Here is a 23149-nt window from a genome sequence, read left to right as displayed (position 1 = left end):
TATTTGGTTGTATTCGATGTATCTAGAAAAAAGAGAAATATAATAATGAGTTGGCAGGTAATTAAATATGAAAAAAAACGTTCTCATAATCGGAGGCGGTCACGTCGGGGTGTCTCTCGCCGTTGATCTTGATATAAGTAGAAATGACGTCACAGTCGCAACATTATCGGATTATAAAACCTCGTCTTTGATTGAATTCTTTCATTCTAAAATTGACGTCATCGATAATCTTAATGCACTTTCTAATAGTCTCTGCTGTAAAAATATCAAGACAACCGAATTCAATACATTAGACTCACTCACCCAGTATGATGCGGTATTTATTTGTGTTCCTGATATATATGAACTGCGGAATGCTATTTTATTAAGAGTGAACAAAGAATGTAAAGCGCAGTGTCTCGTCGTGCATATTCGCGCAGGCCAGGCAGGATTAATCAATACGCTGCAATGCATTTATGCAGGCAGTCGGGAGGTCGCACATATTCTGGTGGAAGATTCATTGTACGGCACCCGAGTGGACTTTCAAGCGCGGCGGATCACCACCAAGCGGAAAAAAGAGGTCAATGTCTCTGTGGTGAATGGCGATGCGCGGACCTTGGAAGCGTTAGGCGGTTACTTTGCGGTCCCTGACCTGCCCTGGTTCCCTTGTTTAAACAGGACGGAGACGAAAAACCTGCTGTTCGATCCATTGGGATTCATTATCCATTCTGGGGTGTGTTTGGATGGGGATAACTTAGACAAAACGCTGTCTGGCCAGTCTTACAATCACTATATTGAGGGGGTGGATCGGGCGTTGGGAGACAAGCTTGAAAATCTCGACAATTTGCGCGTCTCTCTGGCCAGTTCGTATGGAGCAAAAACCACCAGTTTTAAAGACATACTAAATAGGCAGTACAATATCGATGTCGAAGAAAGCTTATATTTAACGCTTCAAAACTGTACTGGGGTATACAAATCAATGTCGCCAAAAAATATAGAAGCGCTCAAGTCTTCTCGGTATATCCACGAAGATATTCCCGCTCTCTATGTCTTTAAATACCTCATGGATCGTGAAGGCATCACGTCCGATGAATTAGATTCATACATTTCTAGCATTGAAGAGAAATGCCAACGTATTGGCATTGATTTATTACCTCTCAAGAGGTACAAAAATGGTTTGTATGATATGAAATATACCAAGTTTGACATTATGGGAATATTAAATGAGCGATAGAATTATCAATATTGTTATCAGTAAAGCCGATGGAAAAGAGCGAAATATATTTAATAAGCTCTCCGCAATCGACAATCTTGTTTTAATTACGACGACAGACGTGGCAAAGAGTTACGCTGCCGATGCAAAGGTCGTCGCGGTCGAATCGTTTGAGCTTCATCATTTGCTGGATGCCGTGCGCGGGTTACAACAAGACGCTCAAATCCATAGCCTGATCAGCTCGAGTGAGCCGCTGGTGGAAGTGTGTGCAAAAATTCGAAAGGTGCTGCACATACAGGGGCAGTCAGAGGCCAGTGCGATCGCCTTTCGCCAAAAAGACATCATGAAAGACTATCTAAAAACGGCGAAGACGTTCCGGGTACTGGCCTATTGGCAGCCGGGGTCTGGGGTCAAGGTTACCGATTATTTTTCAGCCAACCAGCCGGTAATTGTCAAACCGGTCGATGGATCTTCTTCCATTGGGGTGACCAAGTACGATTCCATTGTTGAAGCAGGGAAAATCCCAGACAACTACATTGTCGAGGAATACATCGATCTGCCCATGCTGCATGTTGATGGGGTCATCAAAGATGGCCAGGTTGTGTTTCGCTCTGTCTCAACATATTCAAGTAACTGTCTGTGTTTCGAGAACAAAGAGATACTCAGCAGCGACACCGTGGAGGATGCGGTACTCGACCGTCGAATTGATGCAGCGTTATTGGAAATTTTTTCGTTGTTACCCACGCCCTACAACTCCGCTTTTCATTTAGAAATGTTCTATTCCGATGAGACGCTGGTGTTTTGCGAAATCGCGAGTCGTGCGGGAGGCGGGTATATTGTGCGAGCAAACCAAGAAGCGTACGGCGTTGACATCAGTAAAGAAGGGATGTTGGCCCAAGCTGGGGCGTGCACGCTTACCGCGCAGCCGAAGAAAACCAAGCACACGCGCTTTTATCTCATCCCTTATGGCTACACCGTCGATGAGTCGCGACTTCAGGCGATTGACGGTGTGGTTGACTACAATATTTCCGACCAGGATCAGACCAAATCGACGTCTTCGGTAGACATGCAAGTCTCGGTCTTGCTGGCCAATGCGGACGCCGCTCAATTCACAGCCAACTCATCCATCCTAGAACAAGAGATCTTGGCATGAGGATCTTATTAACTGGGTGCACGGGCGGCTACGGCCAAGCCATCGCAGACGTCGCGACGCAACGGGGCCATTCCATCCTCGGCCTCGCCCGCGATCACGACAAACTCTCAGCGATGCAGGCGTCCGGTCTTCTGGAGAGACAGTTAAGCTGCGATCTGTCGGTGTCCAATCGAGACAACCCGGCCTTGATCGCGGCGATCCACGACTTTAACCCTCAGGTCATTATCAACAACGCCGGCGTGGGCTCCAAAGGCAACACCATTGCCAAGGAGCGTCCCGCGGCACTGACCACGGCCTTTCATGTCAACGTACTGGCGCCGTTTGAGCTGGTTCAAATCGCGTCTGAGCCTAGCGGGCAAGACTTACGTTTGGTTGTCAATATCAGTTCACGACGCGGGTCTTTTTACGACAACGCGCGGGATGAGACGGCCGTCAAGTGTTCTTACACTTACCGCATTACCAAAGGGGCACAAAACATGCTGACCGCCTGCATGGCCACGGATCCTTTATTGGCGGGCGTCCGGGTACTTAGCATACATCCAGGGAAACTCACCACGGGGTTAGGGGTCAGTGACGCTTCCCTAGACCCACGGCTTTCGGCCGAGCGATTGCTCCAGATGTTTGAGCAATTGCCGGCTGAAGGCGACTACTTTTCACTGCAAGATCACACACCAAGAAGGATGAACTGGTGAACAAACACGTCGTTTTTTTAGAGCTCACGAACAACAAAGCTGGCTTAGAATTTTTACGGTCGACGAAAAGCCTCGGCTGTGACATCACCTTGGTCACGTTTAATGTTTCCTACTATGAAGGCTTAGCGGACGGCCAAACCTCAGCGCTGAGCCTGGTTGACCACATTGTGGAGTACGATGTCCATGACAAGCCATTCGAAGAAATCTTAACCACCTTCTTAGACATCGATGCCAACCAGCCTATCTCTCAAGTGATTGCCTTAATGGATCTCGAAATTGTTACCGCCGCGCTGATCAACGATGCACTTGGCTTACCGGGGCTTGCCAGCAGAGCCGCCATTACGTGTCGCAACAAGTATCTCGCGCGAAAAGCGTCGGATGCCGTCGGCTTTACCAAGCCAAAATACTGGTTATACAATCTCGAGAGCGATCGTTACCCGGACAACCTTGAGTATCCGGTCGTGGCGAAGCCCATCAATTGTGCCGGCAGCAATTCAGTCAAATTGTTACAGGACGCGCAAGAGCTGACGGACTACATTCGTCAATATCAAGCCAACTCCACCTATTTCCGTGGGGTGAACAAGAGCCAAAGTATATTGCTTGAGCAGTACATCACGGGTGATCTCTACAGCATTGAAACCTTTACGCAAGATGGTCACCACCATGTATTAGGGGTGTCCGACCGAGTGATGGGAGAGTTGCCGAACTTCCCAGAAATCAGTGCGTGTTTCCCGGTCGACAATGCAGGCACACAGAAAGCCGTCGATAAGGTGAAAGAACTGCTTTCCGCGATTGGGTTCAACATTGGATTTGGTCACACCGAGGTTATCGTCAATGGCGAGGACGTGTATCTGGTCGAGATCAACCCACGCATTGCGGGATCGGACATCTCTCTGATCATGAACCAATGTTACGACTCAAAGCTGTATGACAATGGGGTGGCTGCGATACTCGGAGGCCGGTTTCAGATCCCATCTCTCGTGGGGTGTGGGATTTGGATGAACTTAGTGCCTTCTCAATCTGGGATCGGCACCGCGATTGACTATTCTGGTGCGGATGTCAATGTCATCAAGGAGTCTCCGCGACCGTTTGGCCGTCATCTGAAAACCAACCCGGCTTTGATGGTGGAAACTTGGGGGGCCATCACGATGTTCTCAAGCAGCGCAGATGCGCTCAACCATGACCTAAGAGTCTTCTACCACCATTGCGACATCGAGATCGATAGCGTGCGTGTTCCACTGAAGGATTTCCATAAAGACTATGTTATTTGATAATGCGAAGGCCTTTTTCTTCCAGACCAATCGGTTGCAGAAATCTGTACTATTATCTGTCTTCCTGTTCACCATCGTCACGCATATGTTGACCCCTTTTTGGGTCATCATTTTAACGAACACCCTTGACCAGTCACTGTATGTGGCTGGCTTGGTTGTCTCGTTAAAGGAAGTGTCCAATCGCGTCTTTTCGCTCTATGGTGGTTGGCTAGGAGATAGGATCAGCGCGTTCCACCTAATCTTGATCGCACTGTTAATGAGAGCCGTTGCGCTGTTTGTGCTGTTCTACGACATCAATCTCTACACGGTAGTGCTTTGCTCGCAGATCATTGGTATCACAAGTGGCATGTTTCACCCGGTGGCAAGGAAAGCGCTGTACGCCAGTGTTAACGAGCGCATTGGGCTAGAAACACTGATCACGCTGCGGTTAATTGGCTTTAACGCGGCGGTCGCGATTGCACCGGTGCTGGGTGTGTACTTCTTGTTGGATTTCTCTGCAGTGGGCGCGTCGATTCTGGCGGCGATCTTGATTGCGTTAGTGCTCATGATGATCGCGATCAGGCGCCAGTTCGAGTCCGTGAACACGGCCAATAGCGTCCCCTCGATGGAGCGTCTGATCGGCACATATCGTTCAATTAAGTCGATATTTCCATTCGCTTTTCTGTTTATGGTCTTATATTCAACGTTACTATTTACGTTCACAGACTATGTGGAAGGGGCGATCAACTCGCAATTTCTTGCCCTTTGTTTTTCGGTCAATGCCATCGTTGTGATTGTATTGCAAGGGGCGGCGAGCAAGATCCCTGAACATCGTATTCTTCCTCTGATCTACCTCTTTTTCAGTGGCTACTTTGTCCTTTTGTCGCTGTCGAGCATCAGCACTAACATGGTGTTGATTTATGGCTTAGTGTTGATGTCAACGATCTCGGTCTCTCTGTCAGAAATCCTGTATAGCTTTAGATTTGAATACATGCTAACCAAACTCAGTGGCGGCTCTGCCTTAGCCTTCGGCACGGCGAACTGCATCATGTTTCTGCCGGCTTTGATCGCCAATTTGGTTGGCTCATTTGTGGTGACTAAGTTTGACTATGTCACCTGGTGGACAGCCCTCACGGTCATCTCCGTTGGTTTATCCCTGTATTTCATCCAAAAATCCATTTCACCTAACACAAGGAAAGTCAATTTTGAAAGGTAATTTTAGAGAAGAGTTGTGCGTTCTCAACTACATATCGAAGGACGACATTAAAACCGATCCCTTTCCGCATGTAATAAAGAAAAATCTATTTCCCGAGCCTATTATCTCGGAGCTTGTGGCGACGAAGCCGAGCTGGGCGCATCTCGAGAAAATCCATGGTCCGCTGAATGGGCGGTGGCGCTATGGGCACACGCCGAAGCATTTCAACGACGATCCCGAGACCAGTCAGATCTGGTTAGATTTTCTCGCAACCAACTCGTCGCCCGAGTTCTACCGACGCTACATTCAACTGTTTGGGTCACTCGCGGTTGAGTTCTCCCCCAACTACCGTGATTATGTCGACGTGCACCTCGACAGCGATTTCGGCCTTGATGGGTATGACACGACGGCGGAGAAGAAGGTGGTCTTGGACGGCGGCTTCATTTGTTACCCGTGTAACCCGAGCAATAATGTGCGCTTTTACCGAGGGCCACACCTTGACCGGCCCTTCAAGCTTTACGCTGGGCTGCTGTATATCAAGGAAGAGGGGGATACCGCCAAAGGGGGAGGATTGGGAATCTACAAGTTCAAGGATGCGTCGATCAAAATCTCGGAAGAAGATACGAAAAGACATGAAACCTTTGGTGATTTGTACGACTTTGAGATGAATGAAATGATTGAAGTGGACAGGCTGGAGTACGAGACCAACACTTTCATCTTCTATCCCCAAAATGCTTACGCGTTACATGGGGTATTGGAAAGAGAGCGATCGAACCACATCCGCAGCATTGCGTTCATTAGCGCAGACGTGGCTAAGCCACACTATCGACTCTGCGAGGTCTATAAATAGATCGAGGAAGTTTTATAATCCGTCAAGTCTGGGCTATCCTGGTCTTTCTCTATCGTAATTTGGCAGTCTAGAAGCCTACAAGGGCGAGTGAATGTTCAGATCCTCGCTTGCTTGTAGCTTTTAGAGAGAAACGGAGCCGGTTTAACTCAGCAAAATAAGTTCAGCAGTACGCAGGAATTGTCCCAGTAACACAACACTGCGGTCAAGAAATATGGGTACATTGACACTGGCACAGTTCTACGTTCCTGCGCCGCTCCTTTATTGAATAGGCAAAGTATTCAATAAAGGAATCTTATCTGGGCAATCAGTATGATCAAAAACAAAGAGATGCAGGGAAAGCTCACCAAGTCTCTACTAGGAAGCTTGTCTTCAGGTGGATACGGCATAGCTCATCGTTGCTGGAAAGACAACCGCCCCTATAGTGAAATTAAGTATCTTAATGCTTTAAAAGAACGTAGCTCACCCTTTGTAATTCATTGATAAAAACTTAACTGATGCCTCAGGACCTGATCCGTACATACTCTGGTTCTGACCAGATATTAGGAAAAGTTGGGCAAACTCTGACAGAATTTACCCAGCTGAGAATCTCGCTAGCAAGAAAATGGGCAAATCTGAGCTAGCAACCGCATTTAGCCATATACGGCTAATTTTCTGAATTTAGCCATTTGTGGCTAATTTGGGTGCCGTCCATTTTTTGGTCTGTTAAGGTATTAGCAAAACTAAATCATGTGGCAAAGCGTCAGAGAACTGGTTCAACTGACGCTGGCACACTTTGGGGCATTTTCGAGCTAGAAAATGCCATGGGTAAAAATTCAACCTGAGTGGTTTTTGGACAGAATGAGTTTCGCGAAACCTTATATTAGCAAGTGTTGAATAACTACAGGTATGGCAAATAGCAAAGCTGACATACAGGACGAACCGAATGATGTCGCCCCTCTGCCTTACGCAGACCGAACTCGCCTTATAAAAGCATCAAGGCCGCCATCCTTCTAGAGGACATCGTACAATTTACATATATAGAAGCTCAGGCTTGTTTAACACTTTGGGATTAAACGTTGGCTACGCAAATCTTAACTCTTATTCGTTAGATTTTCTTAGGCACGAGGCTATTAACAGCTTTGCCAAACTTTATACTCAAAGCAAACACTATGATAAAAGGCCAGTATAGGAACTGAAACTTGGTTACATTGTTATTCTTCACTTCTTTATCTTTAGACAAGCTTTCTGCTCTTTCCTGCAACCCTGTTAACTCCAAAACATTTTTATGTTTCTTAGTAGACCAATCAGAGTACTCACCATTTCGAATCGTTTCTGGGGCTCTTAGGCAAACATTTAGAGAGCTAAGTAATGATTTAGTAAAATATAGAGTTTCTTCGAACTCACTTGATAAAAGTGCAACTTCCTCTCCCGAGAAAACTTTATGGTTCACAAGACTACTAAAATTATTTCTAGCAAAGTTGGAAAAGCCGTCTATGTAATCGGTACTTCCTTTGTAGTCATACTGATAAAACCCTTTTTCTACACCAGCTGAAAAGTAATTTAGTAATGACTCATGTAGCGTAACACCAAGTACGTCTGCTTCCCCTAATTTTTCGATCATCGGAATAGCCGCAGAACATACAGCTTGAACACGTTCAGTGCCAGAAAGCTGAACAAACTTAGTTTCATAATCCTTAGTTATACTCGAGATTTTTTTAGCTGATTCACACTCGGTACTTTTGATAACATCGCCACAAGCATCCGCATATTTAGAAATATGTGCAAGATGATTGCCTTGTGTTTCAATCAACGTATCTTCATTGTCAAACTCACTAAATTCAGGTCTCTGCCTTTCTAATTTAGCAAGCTCTGATCTCTGTTTTACCTCTAGATCATAGAGCTCTATAATTTCACGATAATTAGCACTTTGAATAAAGACTAAACAAACACCAATAGCACCCAGTGGGTAGTAAACAGCATCAACCCAGCTCCAGCGAGTTGACTTAGTAGCGAACCCAGCAAGGCCAAAAAACAAAAAGCATAAAACTAAAAAATTTATTATATTCATAACTACTTCAAATATGAAAAAATACTCGGATTTAAATGAAAATCTAACGCTAATTAGACGGTTTTATTCTGTGATTTTACTTTATTAATCATACTCACGCTCAATCTAATGCCCGTATTGCCTAGCGCCTAGGATGTGAACTTCAGAACTTGCCGTAAGTTCTCAATTGATTCCAGCGATATTGAGCAATATGCTAAACCATTCTTGGACGCTTTTCAGTTAAGTCAGAAAAGCTTGCGCAGTACTAGAGCACATGGCTGCTAACGCAGCCAAATTAAATCTCTTGTCCAGGAAATAGTTCATATGTGTTAGGCCTTTACTATCGAGTAAGCCCTGAGTTTATCGCAGCAGCGAATAAATTTAACATAATGGCTGTAGCAATTGGGAGGTAGTAGGCGGTTTTCTCTTGCTGTGAAAAGCCTCTAAGTACTGGATAAACCAAACAAACACCCAAGTAAATATACAACACAGATATGTTTACTTGAAGACCGTCACTTCGACCCACTAAATACACCAAGATACACAAACCAGTTAGCATAACTGTGCCAGAAGTAACTCTCATTCCTATTTTGGATGTAACCCAGACCTTTCGATAAATGGCAGCCATAAATATACCAGTCAGGATAAGAAAGTTAACTTCAGTCGAGCTAATATCAAGACTGAATATTTCAGCAATTTGTATTAAAGGTTGAGCGATAATACTACGATAGAAATTTATCCCATCAAGGATAAAGCCTTTCCATGCAAAAACCACATCAGATAACGAAGCAATCGCTCCTGTTGCAAGAAAAGTAGAAATGACTATGCATGCTCTTGTTAAAAGCGTTCCATTTTTCCATAAATCTTTCGCTGACTGGATATCATCGACTAATGCCATACTTCAAATTTTTCCTTTTAAGGCCTAACTAATAATTTATTAAATGCCAACATGGAGGAATTTTATCCCCGAGTTTGGGGAAGCGCACCCGCCTATGACTTGGGCTTAGCATAAGAAAATGTTTTGAACAGAGTATAATCATTCGTCACGAAATCACGACAAGATAGGTTGTTTTATCTACATCTCACGAACGGATTAGCGAATATATCAAGAGCTCTGCTGTGAAAATGATGACGTTAGCTTTCGCCAAAAAACGGAGCTGCGATTAGAAGAGCCACGTTGAATCAAGTAAATCACGTTAACAAGGTATGAATGATTATTAGGTCTAAACGATATTGGGGGAAAACGTGTTCACAATTCGTCGTTCACCATTTGTGATTACATTCCCTCTACGCTTCAAGTTCCCCTTCGAAAGAGTGATCTAAATTGAAGTGAACTCGCCAATACTTTTGTTCTTCTACACTCATGTTATGTTCTTTGATGAACGCGACCCAGTTTACGGGGTCGTTAAGGTGTTTTTGAAAGTAAGACTTCATACCAACTAATTCCGTAAACTGATTCACAATTATCTCTTCCTTGTCTCTGTGACTACTTTTCCAACCACTTCAATATCACCGTCTTGTGTTTCGATGGTTGTTCCGTTGAACTCGACCAATAGCTTGCCTGGCAGTCTCTGAACTTCGTTTATTGAATGACGGCCATCGATGCTTATTAGGTAACTACCGCTTACGGCATCGTTATCGTTCTTATCAACCAGCATAATTGCTTCATTCGTTTCTAGTTCGATGAGATCTGCGCTCTGTAGACCAAAACTATTCATTCTTCTTAATGGGTATGGGATTTCGCCTGTATCTAATAACTTGCCGCCGCTTAAGCAAAAACTTTTCACAATCACGGTTTGGTGTTGCGGGTCTGTGTTTGCTGCCGTTATTTGAACTGAAGGCTGCTCTGGAATTGTTCTTGGTTGGTGGCTTGGTAGCTTTGCTCGTTCTTCTTCAGGGAGCGCAAGCTCTTCGATTGGAATGCCTAAAGCTAAATGCAAGCGAACCATCAATTCATGTGAAGTTCGGTTGTGTGTATTCCAAGTGCTAAATGTTGCTTTTGGCACTTCAAGAACGTCAGCTAGCTCCAAGAAAGTTCTGCACTTTGTCAAATGTTTTAAATTCTCAGTAAACTCAATGCCACTAAGGTAGTTGAAGGCAGTTATTTTTCGTTTTGGCATTTTTAACCTGCTATAAGTCAACATAGAGCGCTAAAAGTTATTGCAAGAATCTGTTTGGCGATCTATTATCTTCTTGTACTCAAGCTTAACCACGGCAGCTAACCAAGTAAGCCTGATTCTCAATAAATTAACTTGTAAGGATATCATCATGTTGTCATTTGCACTATCGCCCCCTGTCCCATATATGCGTATTGAAGAGTATTCTCGCTATTCAGGCGTATCCCTTTCGACACTCCGTAAAGACATGGAAAACAACAAGCTAATCATTCGCCCTAAAGCGGCAAAAAATGAAATCCCTATGGTTAACGTTATTGCCATGATGGAAATAGCATCTCGTGAAGCCTTAGAAAAGTTGGGCTAACCATGGCTTTTTCTGCCCTTATTCCGACTAAGAATTTCTGCCCAAGTTGGCTTCATTTGTTCGCTTGGGTCGTCATTCTCGTTCCGCCTTTCCTATAGAGAGTGTCGTATATGAATAATAAAGTAGCTATGTGCGAATTACGTGAGTGTAAACAGAATGCTTTTGACGCTGCGTGTCGTGACTTTGTACTCAATCACAACATTGAAAAGCTTGCTAACCGCATCGGTTTGAATGCAACGGTGTTACGCAGCAAGCTAAACCCAGAGCAACAATACAAGTTAACGCCTGTCGATTTGGCAATCATCAGCAAGGAAACGGGCGACTACACCATCATTAACACCGTACTGGCCGATTTAGGTGTCGTCGTGGCAAAAGTGCCCAGTGAAGAAGAATCAAAAACGTTCGTTGAACGCATTCTCGAAAATTCGGTCCTGTCTGGTGAGCTGTCTAGCGATGCATTGAAGATGTGCAATGCAGACCGCTTATACAGAAGCGATAGACGTAAGGCCATTGCAAAAGCTCAAGCCGCTATCGGTAATTTGGTTTTGCTTATGTCTCAGTTAGAAAACCGCACTACGGGCGTAACCCCATTTTTAAGTATGGGTGTCGACTTTATCGCTAACGGTGCACCAATCCCCGGCTTAAGTTAGAGGAATTTTGTATGTCAGTTGCAACAGTAGAACCTTCAATCGTAGATGTACCACCACTAGAAAACCCATGCCCTGATTTGCCTTGCTGGTCTTTAAATCGCGAGCAAAAACAACGTGGCCTAACTTTCTTACAGCGTACCAGACAAGAACTTGGCGAACGCCAGTTAAAGCCGCTTCGCTCAAAGCGTGAAGAGTTACAAGCTCAGTATTCCAAGAGTGATTGCCGCGCTGAACAAATGCGCCTTTCACGTGAAATTAACCGCATTGATGCCAACGCAAAGGATGTTCTTTCGCGCTGGTCATAATCCAGTTACATCCAAGCCAACCTAGCCACTAGGCATTTTGCCTACACCCTTTATCCCTCTTTGATTTAAAGAGGGAGGGTTTTTTATATCCAAAATTTGAGGAAATGAAGATGAAAATACACGTAATGCTCGATCTTGAAACAATGGGGAATGGTAGCAATGCTGCGATTGTTTCTATTGGTGCCGTCGTTTTTAACCCTAGCAATGGTCAGTTAGGTGCTGAGTTTGAAGAGGTGATTAACCTTAATAGCGCTGCCTATTACAGTGATATTGATGCACCGACTGTAACTTGGTGGTTATCACAAGGTGATGAAGCTCGTGCAATTTTCCTAAAAGAAACGCCAAAGTCTTCACTTAAAGATGCCTTGCTTGAGTTTAACCAATGGTTAGCTGATTTAGGTGAATCCAAAGACATCTGTTTATGGGGTAACGGCGCAGGCTTTGACAATGTGATCCTAATGAACTCTTTCAAAGCGACTCGCATTCGTCCTAATTTCATTCATTGGAATGACCTTGATGTGCGAACCATTGTGAGAATGGGCCGTGACATTTTAGGTATCAATCCTAAAGAAACGTTAGTTCGTGAAGGTGTTCATCATTCAGCCTTAGATGATGCGAAGTTCCAGGCTCAATACGTCTCGGTGATTTGGGAGCGTTTTACTCAGGTTCAACAGTCTTGTGCTCAAGCTGGCTTAGTTGAAGAGGTGAGATCATGAGTTACCAAAATGCCCACAACCATATGTTCAACCTATCGTTTGAACAAATTGTTGAGCGCTTTGAAAGTGCTAACCAAGAGCAGCAACAAGAAATTCTGATTCAGCTCGATGCTATCGCAAAGAAGCAAGATCCGATAGCAACGCACCGCCGACAAGAAGAAGTGTTGGCCGATATCAAAGAAGCAATGGAAAGCGATCGCGCTCGTGTGTTCTTTGGCCATTCATTCCCAAGCTGGTACCGCAACGGTTCAATTGAACAAGTTTCGCAACTTCACCATTGGGCGAACCTAGATATGAGTAACCGCCACCTGTTCCTTGAAATGTTAGGCCTCCGCGATTTAGGCCACTTTGATGATGAAGCGTTATATCAATTTGAGCAGTTTTGTTTATCCGCAGTGGGGGCGTGAGCATGAAATTACATGAAGTAAAAACCCAATCAGAGTTTTTTAACGAAGTTCGTTTAGGTCGTAAAACGGCTGAAATTCGAGTCAATGATCGTAACTATCAAGCCAACGATGTGTTGATACAGCATGAAGTAGACAGTGAAGGTCATAAAACGGGGGCGTCCCTGGTTCATGAAATTACGCACGTACTACAGGGCGGTAAGTTTGGTTTAAGTAAAGAGGTATGCGTTCTTTCTCTTTCAAATTCATCTCACTTAAACAGTGTGATTTTGATGGGCCACTTACGAGACCGTTTGATTGAAGCTGCCGACTGCATGGAAGCGGGCATTGATGTGGTTCGAGAGGCTGGACTCACAACCGCTGATCTAGAAAGACAGATTCAAGATTCGCGTTATTTTGCTACAGAGGCATCGACTCTACTTAAAAAGTTAGGGGAGGAGGCAGCATGAGCATCATTACCGTCTTCCGCAAAGACTTAGAGCACGGCCTTCGTGGTGAAGGCTTTACCTCTCGCAAAATTGAGCAGTTCGTTCGTGTATTTAATAGCGTTGATTCAAGCCAAGGCGAAATGCTTCAACTGGATTCTACTCGTGCCATGTTGGTGAACGTGAACGGCACTGAACAAGGGCTATGCCTTGAAGACTTCATCACGGCATGGTGGGTTTTCTGGGTTGTGGTTTACAACACAGCCAATGACTTATCTGCCGAGCTTCAAGCTTTAGGCGCAATCCGTGCACTCTTCTTCGTTTCTGCCTGTACCAAAAGCACTAGCCAAAACGCAACTATGCAAATGTGGTGGCGTGAATGTGAGCCTATTCACGGCTACTCAACTGTGGAGGCTTGCTGATGCTGAGTTATGTAGCAGTTGCCCTAAATAGCGGTGGCGGTGTTGTTCGCCATGATGAAACCAATGAAGTGAAGAACGTGTTGCTAGGTGAGTTTGAATCGGCTGATCCCGCGATTCATACGGCTTGCGAGCTGTTCAACTGCCAGCACGTTTTGAACGGGGTGATTATCAAAGGTAACCACACTGGCGGCCACATGATCATGGATACACAGGAGCTTGCAGCGTTATGAGTTTTTACAAGCAAGCGCAAAAACAAGCAGTAGCGATAAAAATTGGTGATCGCTTCTTTTGTGGTTTTGGGAAGAAACAGCGAGTTCAAACGGCTTGGAGCCTTGCTGGGGCAAACCTGTATTTGAGTGTTTATGACGACAAAGTAAAAGAGATTCTGGCTACGTTAGAAGAAAAGAAGAAGAAACCAGAAGTGATTTTTGTCGAGGTGGCTGCATGAAAATACAGGCCGTATTAAAAGAAGCTGGCCTACGCCCAGCATGAGTTTATCAACTTACGCATCCAAGAAAAGCAGGCGCTCACTTCAGAAGGTTCAAACTTCTGGTGAGCGCCTTATTTCGTGGTATCAAGATGTTGATATCAGCAGCATTGAATTTAATGAACAGCAACAAGAGCGATCACATGAAGCCTTTCTTGAATGGGTTGGCGGTGATCAGACCGTTACTCCAATCCCTAATGACATCGTTTTGTCTTCACGCTCCATGATCGAGCGTGAGCCTGAAAATCTTTCCGTTGTTGAGCGTAAATTATATGAAGTAAACCCTGCAGACAAAGACTGGCTTTCTGAGCATTTTTCTGACCTCCCTCATTACCTGACTAAGTATTTCGCCAATCGCTATGTTTCGATTTTTAAGAAGCAAGGCCGTTTTGCCGCAAACACTTTCATTCGTGAAAAAATGGTACCCGCGCACAGGCGTGTTCTGTTGGTGCTAGAGCAATACAAACAACTTCCTACTACTTCTAAGGTTGCTTTGCTGAGTGATGCTGTCGATGTCGAAAGCAGTCCTCAGCAAAACAACTTTAAGCAAGCGAATCAGCAAGCCTGTTTCGACTTCGAACAATCCGAGAAAAACCGCAAGCCGGTTCGCTCCAAAATCATTGCCGAGCTAGTTGAAGATGAACTTCGAGAGATGGCATTTAGAATTGTGTCTATCTTGATTCGATACCAAACGATAATAACTCAATCAATTGAATGTGAAACCGAGAACGGTGAGAACATCGCTGCATTAATGGTTTATAAGCAGTGCGTTTCTTTGGTGCGTAGCTTTGGGATAAAAACGCCAAGCGAAGACAAGAAGATTACGCCTGAAAACATCATGTCGTTTATCTCTAAGTTGAGTTGTGAAAAGTGGTGGTTTAGACGTTTAAAGCGCATTCGTAAAATTATGCGCGAGCACTTAGCTATCGCGATGGGTCAAGTGTCGGCGAAAGCATCACCTTATGCTTCATGGGATTGCATTCAAGAACATAAAGTTCAGCAAAAGAAGAACTGGGATTTCATTCAGGGTCAGCTACTTAGAGAAGAGACCACTGGCGAAGAAGTTGAAATGGAAGACATGGTATTGAAAAGCATGTCGAACCCTGCCATTCGTCGTCATGAATTAATGGTTCGTTGTCGTGGTTGTGAAGATATCGGCAATGAACTTGGCCTACAAGGTTTGTTCTTAACGCTGACAGCACCATCGAAATATCATAATAGCTATAAGAAAGGCGGCTTCATTCCACATTGGAACGGGGCGAGCCCACGTGAAGCACAAACCTATTTGAATAAGGTTTGGCAGCGCATTCGTGCCAAATTAGGCCGTGATGAGATTCGTTGGTTTGGTATTCGCGTTGCTGAGCCACATCATGATGGTACTCCGCACTGGCATTTGCTGATTTGGGTTAAGCCAGAGCATGTGGCCAAGGTGCGTGAAGTGTTTATTCGCTATGCGGTTGATGAAGACAAAGAAGAGCTTTACCCGTTCTTCGATCGCAACGAAAAACGTGCAGCCAAGAAGCAGTCTATTCAAGGCCCATTCAATTATCAGCCTCGTTGTGACTTTGGGTATATCGACCCAGAAAAAGGCACAGCAACGGGCTACATCGCTAAGTACATTTCTAAAAATATTGACGGCTATGCCATGGGTGAAGAGGTTTCGAAAGAGACCGGGCAATCTGTGCAAGCGATGGCCAAAAACGTCAATGCTTGGAAGAGCCGCTGGGGTATTCGTCAATTTCAATTCTTTGGTGGCGCACCGGTTACCACTTACCGAGAACTGCGCCGCCTAGCTAGCCAAAACAAGAAGGCCTTTATGGAATACGTTTTCAAGCAAGAACGTGAAGAACTGGCTTCTATTTACCTTATGTCTATGTACCGTTTAGTTGGTCCGTTTAAACCAGTTCATGTCATGACGAATGCAGAGTTAGTAGCTGTGATTGCTGAGAACTACGAGGCGAGAGCTAATACAGACCAAGTGAATGTCGCAGGAACAATGAAAGCGGCCGACCATGGCAACTGGCAAGGCTACATCATGGGGCAGGGTGGCCCGTTCGTTAAGCGTGAGGATTTGCTGATCACGAACTCTTATGAGGTGCTGCCGTTTGCCTCTCCGCATGGTGAAGACGTTCGAAAAATAGAAGGTTTTATTGCTGCAGGTGAGTTGGTTAAGACTCGTCTTAAGACTTGGCAGATAGTAACGAAGACTGAAATGAGTGATGAATCTGAAGCGGGGGCTCTTGATCTTGCTCTTTCTGGAATCTCTGATTCCTCTCGGAGTTCTGTCAATAACTGTACGCAACCGCAGAAAGTACAGGTCAGCGATCAGCTTAAGCGATTATTAGAACCTTACTCAGTAGGTGGTGGTTTACCGCCAAATATTGATGATTCAGCATTAATCGCGCTGCAAGAAGGCAGTTCAATTCGAATAGATGATGAAACGAGTATAAGAATCCGCCCTGCGGAGCACCTACCATGCGGCACGGTTCGCCCTGCCCAGCTCGTTGAAGAGTACCAACCCAAGCCAGATTTAAGCTGGTTAGATGATTTCGAGGCTAAACAGCCTGAACTTCTAACCGGTGAAGATGAAGACCACGAATACCAACAGCCAAATCTATCTGACATCACTGTAAGTAAACGTCCAAATAAATCGTGGAGTGAGTACCTAGAAATCATTGAGTCTGATGACTGGCCTTTAGTGTGAACGCTAGATTCGTCATGTTGTATTGGGACAGGAAAATTGATGAGGAAGCCACTAAAAAGGTGGCTTTATGAAGGCTCTAACCAAACAAAATTATCAAATACGTGAATCAATCACTAAAAACACCTGTTTACCACTGTATGCATATACAGTAATATTCTGAGTGTCATTGCTAGGAGAGTAGATATGCCTTATAAGAAAATGCTGTTTCAGCGCTCGCTTGACGTCATTATTGACGGTATTTCCATGAGTGAAGCCCGTGCTGATAGTGCGCAAGTTGGTGTGTACTTAATGGGGCTTTTGATCGCCGACAATAAAGGCGAGTTAGACGCAGATAAAATAAAGGCCATCCAATCGATAATTAGGATGGCCGCAGAGGCAGAGACACCGAAGTTTTCGCTATAGCATTGAAAGCTGATTTTGAAGCTCTTGCCGCTGCTCGGGCGGTAGGGCTTTGACTAGGTTAAAAGCTATCTGAGAAGTCGTCTTAGCAGACGGACTAAGAGTGCGGCTAAAGCTTAGATTCATTACAAAGGTGTGGCCGCATTCGGGGTCACTACAACTGCAGTACAAATCACTATAACTCGCTGAAATTCGGTTGGATTTTTGTATGCGGGCTTTCTCGCCACACTCCTGGCAAATTACTCTCATATGACACCATGAACCTATCGAAATGATAAGCCCATGTTACTAAATTATGGTGAGGATTTATACAGTTCTCAGGGTTTGAGGATGTCTTTTTGTTTTTCTCGAGGGCGTGCTTACCTAGATGAGCCACAACTGTCGGACTATGCAGAAAAATTCTGTATTTTGTGAAGTGATGAATCATCATCTGAAGATAACTTGTTGAACATACAAAGGTTAAATGTATACCCTGTCTTACATAAGATTACTAGATAGATAAATTCTGTATTTAAATGCCGAATTTTTCTGTCTAATAAAGCTGTTATGTTTGCAAGGAAAATTTAGAGGTATACATGAATGTAGTAGAAAGTCGCTTAAAGTTATTACCTATGTGGATAAAAGTCATTGGTTGGATATTCATCGTACTTGGGGTTGTGTCCTCTCTAGCGATAATAACTAAAGTAATTGGAATTGAAGCTGAATTTTCATTGGAGATCTTTGGCTTAATCTATGATGGCTCCCAATCAAATGCTCTCTTTTCTTTGGTAACTGGTCTTTACTTGTTTTTCTCTATAAGTGCTTATGGACTGGTTCGAGGGAAGAATTGGGGGTTATCTGCATGTATTGTTAATGGTTATATAGGAATAGTGGTTTGCCTTTTTGTTACTATATCCAGCTTTTCCTCTGAATACATAAACCTGAGATTGGAACCAATAATCCAAGTTATTTATTTGTGGAAACTGCACAAAATTAAAGACCAGTGGAGTACGCAAACAGAAACATAACAAGCAATTCAAGCAGACTGTCAACACTTGGCATTTTCAACTTGGTTTAGCTTCAGTGATTAAGGTGGTAGGTTTAAGTGTATTGGTAGCGTTGTCAGCTACTTAATTGGGCGTTAGTTTTCTTTTGGAGTTTACAGTGATGAATATTCCTGATTATTGGTTGGATTTTGTATCCAAGAACGATTTGGGTAATAAAACATTTGAGATCCCAGATGACTTTGATTTGTCAGAGTTAGGGGCAGACTTTAAGATATTTACACGCTCTGAAATTGAAGATGAAACTAGTCATTGTTATCCGGGTATCAACGTTGTTAAGTCTGGATATATAGCCGTTGGTAGCTGCTTATGTGGGTCTGGAGATCCATACTTTATCAATGTTAATGATGGCGAAAACGGAAAGCTCTATCGAGTTTATCACGACGATAATTCCGTCGATATTGTTGTAAATAATTACAAAGATCTCTTGAACTTCGTGGAAGCGGAAAACTAACAAATTGTTCAAGATTGATTCGGCACGCGTGGCATTTTTACCATGCGTTAGGCAACTTTTGATACGCAATTAATATTCATATATCGGAGATACACATGGATGTAACACTTAGTACTATTATGATTTATGCTCGCAATATGAAAAAAACTGCGGAGTTTTATAGTACACACTTTAATTTTGAAACAACGGGTGAGGTTGTCGAAGGTTTGATTGAACTATTTCCTAAGAATGGTGGGTCTTCCATCTTGATTCATCAAGCAGCAAAGAGCATTAAACTTGGGCAGGCTGCCGTAAAACTGACTTTCAATGTTGAAAATATTACTGAATTCATTGCAAATGCATCAGTCTCAGGTGTTAAATTTGGTGCAGTCCATGAAGCTAATGGTTACCAGTTTTCAAACACTAAAGATCCTGATGGGAACTCGGTAAGTATTTCCAGTCGAGCTTTTCGTAAGCTATAGTGTATTTACCTAACAAGGCATTTAAATGGAACTAAAACAGTGGGTTAGGTTCCGCTTCGCTCCACAGTATAACCCACAAATTTAGTCCGATTAATGCGGCGTTATAGCGCCCGATAAAATTGAAGATGGATGGTGATGGAAAGTATCGAAAAAGAGCTTTATCAAGCGGCAGTAGAACTAGTAAATATGCGATATCCTTCGGGTTGGGGTGGTGCCGCAGCTATTAGAACAGAGTCAGGAAAAATATTAACAAGCGTTGCTCCTGATACCCAAAACGATGCTCTTTCCCTATGCATGGAAGTGGGAGCGTATTTAGAGGCTCACAAACTCAATGAGCGAGTGACTCACTCATTATGTCTGTGTCGTGAAAATGAGAACGATGAGTTTCTAATCTTGTCACCATGCGGGGTTTGCCAAGAGCGCCTTGTCCACTGGGGTGGGGATGTTAAAGCAGCAATTACGACTTCAGATAATGCATTGGTTTTCAAGACTATACGAGAATTAATGCCTCATCATTGGTCACTTGTAAACGGCAAAGCGCTATAACAAGGCATTTAAGACTGATTCCCAACACTTGGCATTTTGCATTCAAAGTTGGGTTAAGTGTTTAAGGTGCAATGGTTTAGGTTGGGTGGCTGGCTGGCGTTGCTCACTACTTAACGCGGCGTTTAGTTTAATAGGATAACTTTATGAGAAATCGTTTAAATGCAGATTTAGTTTTTCAGGAACTTGAACCCAAGCTAAAAGTATTAATTGATAAGTATGAAAGTGAAAGAATTTACGCATTAGTTATTTCTGAGGGCGTTGTTTACATCCATACAGAAGTTGGTCTTAACAAAACTCTAAATGAATACATTGAGTGGTGGGATGTAGAGAATAAACACCTAAACAGTTGGGAAGAGCTTGAAGCATACGAAGAGGGTAAGTTAGATACTTGGCCTGATTTGGATGGAATTGTTGGTAGGCGTATTCAAAAAAAAGTTAAGGATAATGAATCTGAGTTAACCGACGCACATAAAGTTGAATTGTTGAAGTTAATTAATGCTGATCGCCAGAGAAATAGGCTAGAGGACACTTACAGGTCAGAAGAAACCCGTGAACGAGTAAGGATGAACATAGGAGATTGGAGCAACAAATATTCAATAGCACTTTATGGTATGCCTGGGTACGACGAAGCAGCATATTGTGAGCATTATGAATTGGGGGATGATGATCAAAAGGTGAGTGAATATGGAGTCGCAATGCAAGCTCTGCTCAAGCTGATTATGTCTAGCGATCTTTTTAAACTTGTAAACTTAGCTCCCGACTTTTATCACCGCACACAGGAGCACAACTATTAAACTAACAAAGCATTTAAGACGGATTCTGTAGTTGACCCGATCTAATGGACACCTTCAATTGTAAGTGGAGGTGATTATGCCAGCTTTAGTATTTACGGCACAATGGTTTAAGTAGGGGATAGCGTTGCTCACTACTTAACGCGTTAGTCTATTGAGGAGAATTTGAGCTTGAAAACAGTTTACGTAGCTCTAAGTATGTTGCTTATTTCATCGCTTGCATATGCAGCAGTCGTTCCTGGTTTTCAGGGGCATTATGAGCGGTATAACAATGATCAATTGGATACTGACACTGCCTTTATTGATTTAACTAAGGTGGGTTCGAACACATACGAACTATCAGGGACATCAGTTTGGGTAGGTGACTCTTCTTCTGGTCTTGTAAATTTTGGAGAAATCGACGGAGTTGTAACGTTAAAAGGTAATCAAATAGACTATGACGTTAACGGCTGTACTCTCCAAATTTTATTAGATCAAGATACTCTCGTAGTTAGCAAAGACAACGGTTGTGGCGGGCTAAATGTCACCTTCAATGGGACGTACGTGAGAACCTCAGAGAGTCAATAGCCATACAAACTGTTTAATAGCGATTCGAAACACGTGGCATTTTACTGTGCAATGTGTAAGGAAGAAATATGAATCAGGAAGAAATGTTCTTTAAGTTATATGTACTAACATTGTTAGTAAGTATATTATTTTTATTCCTTTTTCTTTTTACTAAAAAAAGCAAAAAGAAAAATCACCTCTGGAAGTCATTTAATGTTGTGACTGCATTTCTAATGTTCACTTTCTTTTACGCGTTTGTTGAAGATAGGATGTATTTGTTGGTTTGGCTGCCGCTTGTAGTGCTAGCAACTATTTACAGTAATGGCTCTGTGAAATTTTGTTCATCGTGTGGAAAAGCCAGTATCAGAGAAAATGGTCATTCATCTATTAAAAAGTGCCAAAGTTGTGGTGTTCACTTTAAGTAAATTGCACTTAGCATCAAGCTTGAACTGCAGCACTTCCCATAGCCACCGCATCCGGTGGCTTTCTTATGCTTGTCTCATAGCCCACCGAAAGCACGCCCAACCCACGGAAAACGCACTACTCTTTCCCACCTGCGACGTTTTTGAACCCATTTTTTCGCAATTCTATTTCAGTGAAATTTTGCTACCGTAATAGAAAACTAATAAGCCGCGAGCCCTTTAGGAATAACGGGGGATAGGGGATAGTTGAAGGGCTGAGAATGGCTTACAGGGTGCCTAATAAAATTGCGAAGAGTGCAAAAAATTGCAATAAATTGAAATTCTGACGATCAGTATTGATCTGTTGGTGTTTGTTAAGTGATTGAAATGTTTGTGTTTCTGTATTTTAGGTCAGTTTTTTAATGATCGTTTGTGTTTTTCTGACGATCATTTTGGTAGTGCCTCAGCCCTTATGGGTAAAGGGCTGAGCGTAAATGGCAGTGAAAAACAAAATTGCAAAAAATGTCACGGCCATTAAGCGGCGGCATTGTCGAGGTTAAAGGTTAAATGTAGGTTTTTCGGCACTTCGGGATCCCCATTCACGGCATCCATGAACATCTCGCAAGCCGGAATCACCTCATTCTTACAGTAAACATAATCAAATTTGATTGGGTCGCCACGTGTACCACCATTAGGAATAATGGCCGCGAGCTCAACGGGGAAGCGGTGGCCAGTGATCACCTCTTGCGCAGTCACGTTCTTAATCTTTTCATATTCATCTTTTGTCGCAATATCACCGACGGGGATAAGTTGAATTCCTTTCTCATTGCCATTCGGAATATTGATGAACATCGAACGGAAGTTGCCCACGCCACGGCTAGAAGCCATCTTTTCTTTTAGGTCGTCTTCATCTTCTTTGCTCAGGTTTGGGTCGGTGGCGTAGAAGATAAAGCCCATGTGCAAACCGTTCTTATAATAACGACGGCGAAAGGTGGTGGAGTCCTGGCTAAGTAGTGCGGATTGAACACACCCCAAGTAATCGGGCCCACCATAGACTTGCTGGACGGGATCATATTGCTTGATGAAAATGATGTCTTCTTTCTTGTAGCGCTTTTGTTTGTTATCACGCTCTAGAAAAGCAAAGTCCCCATTTTTGCGCTTTCGTAAATACATGGTGGGAATTGGCCAAAGGCCTATGACTTTCCCCAAATAGTTACGAAGCTTAAGCAGCGCGGTATCACCGAACTCTAAGAAATCATGCACCGCTGATTGCATTTGTTGTTTCTGCATACCGCCTTGGGTGTAACGGCCCGCGATCATATTACGGCGAGCCATTAAGATAGAACCATGATAGGCGTTGGCTCGGGTCAGTTTGTTTAAACCCGCTCTATCGAGTGGCGGCTCCCAATAGTCGCCATCGTCGTTGTAATACAGCTCGCTGTAATCGTAGTTGGTAAAATCACGATTCATGATCTCAGGCTCACCAAAGCTAAACATCAAGCTTTCATCATTGGTGCTTTCTTTCGTGATCGTTTCTGTTTTCTGTTCAGTCATAG

The 23149-nt window shown here is 43.7% G+C and carries 29 protein-coding genes; 23 read left to right on the top strand and 6 right to left on the bottom strand.

Annotation, left to right across the window (positions count from 1 at the left end; genetic code table 11):
• The first annotated feature begins 67 nt into the window (after positions 1-67).
• From ACMAZD_RS11750 to ACMAZD_RS11725, 6 genes are read left to right on the top strand one after another with little or no spacing between them, the layout of a single operon-like run.
• The gene (locus tag ACMAZD_RS11750; protein WP_435247358.1) at positions 68-1213 is read left to right on the top strand and encodes an NAD/NADP octopine/nopaline dehydrogenase family protein; all 1146 of its coding nucleotides are present in this window, start codon (positions 68-70) and stop codon (positions 1211-1213) included.
• Positions 1203-2345: an ATP-grasp domain-containing protein gene (locus ACMAZD_RS11745; RefSeq protein ID WP_435247357.1), complete on the top strand. Its 1143-nt coding sequence runs from the start codon at positions 1203-1205 to the stop codon at positions 2343-2345. The genes ACMAZD_RS11750 and ACMAZD_RS11745 overlap by 11 nt, the downstream gene beginning before the upstream one ends.
• On the top strand, positions 2342-3037 hold the full coding sequence (locus tag ACMAZD_RS11740) for an SDR family NAD(P)-dependent oxidoreductase (protein WP_435247356.1): 696 nt from the start codon (positions 2342-2344) through the stop codon (positions 3035-3037). The genes ACMAZD_RS11745 and ACMAZD_RS11740 overlap by 4 nt, the downstream gene beginning before the upstream one ends.
• Positions 3034-4308 (top strand): ATP-grasp domain-containing protein, encoded by a 1275-nt coding sequence (locus ACMAZD_RS11735; RefSeq protein WP_435247355.1) that lies wholly within the window; start codon positions 3034-3036, stop codon positions 4306-4308. Before ACMAZD_RS11740 ends, ACMAZD_RS11735 begins: the two co-directional genes overlap by 4 nt.
• The gene (locus ACMAZD_RS11730; protein WP_435247354.1) at positions 4298-5503 is read left to right on the top strand and encodes an MFS transporter; all 1206 of its coding nucleotides are present in this window, start codon (positions 4298-4300) and stop codon (positions 5501-5503) included. Before ACMAZD_RS11735 ends, ACMAZD_RS11730 begins: the two co-directional genes overlap by 11 nt.
• Complete coding sequence (locus tag ACMAZD_RS11725; RefSeq protein ID WP_435247353.1) at positions 5493-6332, top strand: hypothetical protein; 840 nt, start codon at positions 5493-5495, stop codon at positions 6330-6332. The genes ACMAZD_RS11730 and ACMAZD_RS11725 overlap by 11 nt, the downstream gene beginning before the upstream one ends.
• A gap of 1084 nt (positions 6333-7416) precedes the next feature.
• Here the strand turns inward: ACMAZD_RS11725 and ACMAZD_RS11720 are convergent.
• The 4 genes from ACMAZD_RS11720 to ACMAZD_RS11705 all read right to left on the bottom strand — a co-directional run bounded on the left by ACMAZD_RS11720 (position 7417) and on the right by ACMAZD_RS11705 (position 10478).
• Positions 7417-8379, bottom strand: a complete 963-nt coding sequence (locus tag ACMAZD_RS11720) for a hypothetical protein (protein ID WP_435247352.1) — start codon at positions 8377-8379, stop codon at positions 7417-7419.
• Between the two features lie 319 nt (positions 8380-8698).
• Positions 8699-9256 (bottom strand): hypothetical protein, encoded by a 558-nt coding sequence (locus ACMAZD_RS11715; protein WP_435247351.1) that lies wholly within the window; start codon positions 9254-9256, stop codon positions 8699-8701.
• A 389-nt stretch (positions 9257-9645) separates the two neighbouring features.
• The gene (locus ACMAZD_RS11710) at positions 9646-9819 is read right to left on the bottom strand and encodes a hypothetical protein (RefSeq protein ID WP_435247350.1); all 174 of its coding nucleotides are present in this window, start codon (positions 9817-9819) and stop codon (positions 9646-9648) included.
• Between the two features lie 2 nt (positions 9820-9821).
• Positions 9822-10478, bottom strand: coding sequence for a phage repressor protein CI (locus ACMAZD_RS11705; RefSeq protein ID WP_435247349.1), 657 nt, complete (start codon positions 10476-10478; stop codon positions 9822-9824).
• Between the two features lie 148 nt (positions 10479-10626).
• On the opposite strand from ACMAZD_RS11705, the gene ACMAZD_RS11700 reads away from it, so the two are divergent.
• The 11 genes from ACMAZD_RS11700 (at position 10627) to ACMAZD_RS11650 (ending at position 17354) form a co-directional block, all read left to right on the top strand.
• Positions 10627-10839 carry a hypothetical protein gene (locus ACMAZD_RS11700; protein WP_017083989.1) on the top strand — a complete coding sequence of 71 codons (213 nt, stop codon included), beginning with the start codon at positions 10627-10629 and terminating at the stop codon, positions 10837-10839.
• A 110-nt stretch (positions 10840-10949) separates the two neighbouring features.
• A complete protein-coding gene (locus ACMAZD_RS11695) occupies positions 10950-11489 on the top strand; it encodes a phage regulatory CII family protein (RefSeq protein ID WP_435247348.1) in 540 nt (179 codons plus the stop codon).
• 11 nt (positions 11490-11500) lie between these two features.
• Positions 11501-11794: a hypothetical protein gene (locus tag ACMAZD_RS11690; protein ID WP_435247347.1), complete on the top strand. Its 294-nt coding sequence runs from the start codon at positions 11501-11503 to the stop codon at positions 11792-11794.
• 110 nt (positions 11795-11904) lie between these two features.
• Entirely contained in the window at positions 11905-12510 is a 606-nt protein-coding gene (locus tag ACMAZD_RS11685) for a 3'-5' exonuclease (RefSeq protein WP_435247346.1), read from the top strand.
• Positions 12507-12917 (top strand): hypothetical protein, encoded by a 411-nt coding sequence (locus ACMAZD_RS11680; RefSeq protein WP_435247345.1) that lies wholly within the window; start codon positions 12507-12509, stop codon positions 12915-12917. The genes ACMAZD_RS11685 and ACMAZD_RS11680 overlap by 4 nt, the downstream gene beginning before the upstream one ends.
• Positions 12918-12919: 2 nt before the next feature.
• A complete protein-coding gene (locus ACMAZD_RS11675) occupies positions 12920-13363 on the top strand; it encodes a DUF3850 domain-containing protein (protein ID WP_372018794.1) in 444 nt (147 codons plus the stop codon).
• Positions 13360-13761, top strand: a complete 402-nt coding sequence (locus ACMAZD_RS11670; protein ID WP_102413700.1) for a hypothetical protein — start codon at positions 13360-13362, stop codon at positions 13759-13761. Before ACMAZD_RS11675 ends, ACMAZD_RS11670 begins: the two co-directional genes overlap by 4 nt.
• Positions 13761-13991, top strand: a complete 231-nt coding sequence (locus tag ACMAZD_RS11665) for a hypothetical protein (RefSeq protein ID WP_054542022.1) — start codon at positions 13761-13763, stop codon at positions 13989-13991. The genes ACMAZD_RS11670 and ACMAZD_RS11665 overlap by 1 nt, the downstream gene beginning before the upstream one ends.
• Entirely contained in the window at positions 13988-14209 is a 222-nt protein-coding gene (locus tag ACMAZD_RS11660) for a hypothetical protein (protein WP_102268063.1), read from the top strand. The genes ACMAZD_RS11665 and ACMAZD_RS11660 overlap by 4 nt, the downstream gene beginning before the upstream one ends.
• A 40-nt stretch (positions 14210-14249) precedes the next feature.
• Positions 14250-16952, top strand: a complete 2703-nt coding sequence (locus ACMAZD_RS11655; RefSeq protein ID WP_435247344.1) for a replication endonuclease — start codon at positions 14250-14252, stop codon at positions 16950-16952.
• Between the two features lie 183 nt (positions 16953-17135).
• Positions 17136-17354, top strand: a complete 219-nt coding sequence (locus tag ACMAZD_RS11650; RefSeq protein WP_063523336.1) for a hypothetical protein — start codon at positions 17136-17138, stop codon at positions 17352-17354.
• Here ACMAZD_RS11650 and ACMAZD_RS11645 read toward each other — a convergent pair.
• Complete coding sequence (locus tag ACMAZD_RS11645) at positions 17349-17600, bottom strand: ogr/Delta-like zinc finger family protein (protein ID WP_017633068.1); 252 nt, start codon at positions 17598-17600, stop codon at positions 17349-17351. The two genes, ACMAZD_RS11650 and ACMAZD_RS11645, sit on opposite strands and share 6 nt — an antisense overlap.
• A gap of 326 nt (positions 17601-17926) precedes the next feature.
• On the opposite strand from ACMAZD_RS11645, the gene ACMAZD_RS11640 reads away from it, so the two are divergent.
• From ACMAZD_RS11640 to ACMAZD_RS11615, 6 genes are all read left to right on the top strand, one after another.
• Positions 17927-18358: a hypothetical protein gene (locus ACMAZD_RS11640; protein WP_435247343.1), complete on the top strand. Its 432-nt coding sequence runs from the start codon at positions 17927-17929 to the stop codon at positions 18356-18358.
• Positions 18359-18497: 139 nt separating this feature from the next.
• A complete protein-coding gene (locus ACMAZD_RS11635; protein ID WP_102270871.1) occupies positions 18498-18848 on the top strand; it encodes a hypothetical protein in 351 nt (116 codons plus the stop codon).
• Positions 18849-18943: 95 nt separating this feature from the next.
• A complete protein-coding gene (locus ACMAZD_RS11630; protein ID WP_102267046.1) occupies positions 18944-19309 on the top strand; it encodes a VOC family protein in 366 nt (121 codons plus the stop codon).
• A gap of 135 nt (positions 19310-19444) precedes the next feature.
• Complete coding sequence (locus ACMAZD_RS11625) at positions 19445-19855, top strand: cytidine deaminase (protein ID WP_102267048.1); 411 nt, start codon at positions 19445-19447, stop codon at positions 19853-19855.
• A gap of 143 nt (positions 19856-19998) precedes the next feature.
• Positions 19999-20649 carry a hypothetical protein gene (locus ACMAZD_RS11620; RefSeq protein WP_435247342.1) on the top strand — a complete coding sequence of 217 codons (651 nt, stop codon included), beginning with the start codon at positions 19999-20001 and terminating at the stop codon, positions 20647-20649.
• Positions 20650-20817: 168 nt separating this feature from the next.
• Positions 20818-21213 carry a hypothetical protein gene (locus ACMAZD_RS11615; protein WP_435247341.1) on the top strand — a complete coding sequence of 132 codons (396 nt, stop codon included), beginning with the start codon at positions 20818-20820 and terminating at the stop codon, positions 21211-21213.
• A gap of 914 nt (positions 21214-22127) precedes the next feature.
• On the opposite strand, the gene ACMAZD_RS11610 is transcribed toward ACMAZD_RS11615, so the two are convergent.
• Positions 22128-23147: a phage portal protein gene (locus ACMAZD_RS11610; RefSeq protein WP_372141935.1), complete on the bottom strand. Its 1020-nt coding sequence runs from the start codon at positions 23145-23147 to the stop codon at positions 22128-22130.
• Between the last annotated feature and the right edge of the window lie 2 nt (positions 23148-23149).

The sequence above is a fragment of the Vibrio sp. nBUS_14 genome (genome assembly GCF_051201655.1).
Taxonomy (GTDB): domain Bacteria; phylum Pseudomonadota; class Gammaproteobacteria; order Enterobacterales; family Vibrionaceae; genus Vibrio.
The sequence above is the reverse complement of the archived record's forward strand: the minus strand, read 5'-3'. Positions and strand labels throughout refer to the sequence as shown.

What these genes read in the sequence shown, in the direction of transcription:
- ACMAZD_RS11750 (WP_435247358.1), top strand. Translation starts at nt 68, where the DNA reads ATGAAAAAAAACGTTCTCATAATCGGAGGCGGTCACGTCGGGGTGTCT.
- ACMAZD_RS11695 (WP_435247348.1), top strand. Translation starts at nt 10,950, where the DNA reads ATGAATAATAAAGTAGCTATGTGCGAATTACGTGAGTGTAAACAGAAT.
- ACMAZD_RS11715 (WP_435247351.1), bottom strand. Translation starts at nt 9,256, where the DNA reads ATGGCATTAGTCGATGATATCCAGTCAGCGAAAGATTTATGGAAAAAT.
- ACMAZD_RS11680 (WP_435247345.1), top strand. Translation starts at nt 12,507, where the DNA reads ATGAGTTACCAAAATGCCCACAACCATATGTTCAACCTATCGTTTGAA.
- ACMAZD_RS11675 (WP_372018794.1), top strand. Translation starts at nt 12,920, where the DNA reads ATGAAATTACATGAAGTAAAAACCCAATCAGAGTTTTTTAACGAAGTT.
- ACMAZD_RS11625 (WP_102267048.1), top strand. Translation starts at nt 19,445, where the DNA reads ATGGAAAGTATCGAAAAAGAGCTTTATCAAGCGGCAGTAGAACTAGTA.
- ACMAZD_RS11610 (WP_372141935.1), bottom strand. Translation starts at nt 23,147, where the DNA reads ATGACTGAACAGAAAACAGAAACGATCACGAAAGAAAGCACCAATGAT.
- ACMAZD_RS11740 (WP_435247356.1), top strand. Translation starts at nt 2,342, where the DNA reads ATGAGGATCTTATTAACTGGGTGCACGGGCGGCTACGGCCAAGCCATC.
- ACMAZD_RS11665 (WP_054542022.1), top strand. Translation starts at nt 13,761, where the DNA reads ATGCTGAGTTATGTAGCAGTTGCCCTAAATAGCGGTGGCGGTGTTGTT.
- ACMAZD_RS11620 (WP_435247342.1), top strand. Translation starts at nt 19,999, where the DNA reads ATGAGAAATCGTTTAAATGCAGATTTAGTTTTTCAGGAACTTGAACCC.
- ACMAZD_RS11730 (WP_435247354.1), top strand. Translation starts at nt 4,298, where the DNA reads ATGTTATTTGATAATGCGAAGGCCTTTTTCTTCCAGACCAATCGGTTG.
- ACMAZD_RS11640 (WP_435247343.1), top strand. Translation starts at nt 17,927, where the DNA reads ATGAATGTAGTAGAAAGTCGCTTAAAGTTATTACCTATGTGGATAAAA.
- ACMAZD_RS11670 (WP_102413700.1), top strand. Translation starts at nt 13,360, where the DNA reads ATGAGCATCATTACCGTCTTCCGCAAAGACTTAGAGCACGGCCTTCGT.
- ACMAZD_RS11705 (WP_435247349.1), bottom strand. Translation starts at nt 10,478, where the DNA reads ATGCCAAAACGAAAAATAACTGCCTTCAACTACCTTAGTGGCATTGAG.
- ACMAZD_RS11685 (WP_435247346.1), top strand. Translation starts at nt 11,905, where the DNA reads ATGAAAATACACGTAATGCTCGATCTTGAAACAATGGGGAATGGTAGC.
- ACMAZD_RS11745 (WP_435247357.1), top strand. Translation starts at nt 1,203, where the DNA reads ATGAGCGATAGAATTATCAATATTGTTATCAGTAAAGCCGATGGAAAA.
- ACMAZD_RS11650 (WP_063523336.1), top strand. Translation starts at nt 17,136, where the DNA reads ATGCCTTATAAGAAAATGCTGTTTCAGCGCTCGCTTGACGTCATTATT.
- ACMAZD_RS11655 (WP_435247344.1), top strand. Translation starts at nt 14,250, where the DNA reads ATGAGTTTATCAACTTACGCATCCAAGAAAAGCAGGCGCTCACTTCAG.
- ACMAZD_RS11690 (WP_435247347.1), top strand. Translation starts at nt 11,501, where the DNA reads ATGTCAGTTGCAACAGTAGAACCTTCAATCGTAGATGTACCACCACTA.
- ACMAZD_RS11635 (WP_102270871.1), top strand. Translation starts at nt 18,498, where the DNA reads ATGAATATTCCTGATTATTGGTTGGATTTTGTATCCAAGAACGATTTG.
- ACMAZD_RS11660 (WP_102268063.1), top strand. Translation starts at nt 13,988, where the DNA reads ATGAGTTTTTACAAGCAAGCGCAAAAACAAGCAGTAGCGATAAAAATT.
- ACMAZD_RS11720 (WP_435247352.1), bottom strand. Translation starts at nt 8,379, where the DNA reads ATGAATATAATAAATTTTTTAGTTTTATGCTTTTTGTTTTTTGGCCTT.
- ACMAZD_RS11700 (WP_017083989.1), top strand. Translation starts at nt 10,627, where the DNA reads ATGTTGTCATTTGCACTATCGCCCCCTGTCCCATATATGCGTATTGAA.
- ACMAZD_RS11645 (WP_017633068.1), bottom strand. Translation starts at nt 17,600, where the DNA reads ATGAGAGTAATTTGCCAGGAGTGTGGCGAGAAAGCCCGCATACAAAAA.
- ACMAZD_RS11630 (WP_102267046.1), top strand. Translation starts at nt 18,944, where the DNA reads ATGGATGTAACACTTAGTACTATTATGATTTATGCTCGCAATATGAAA.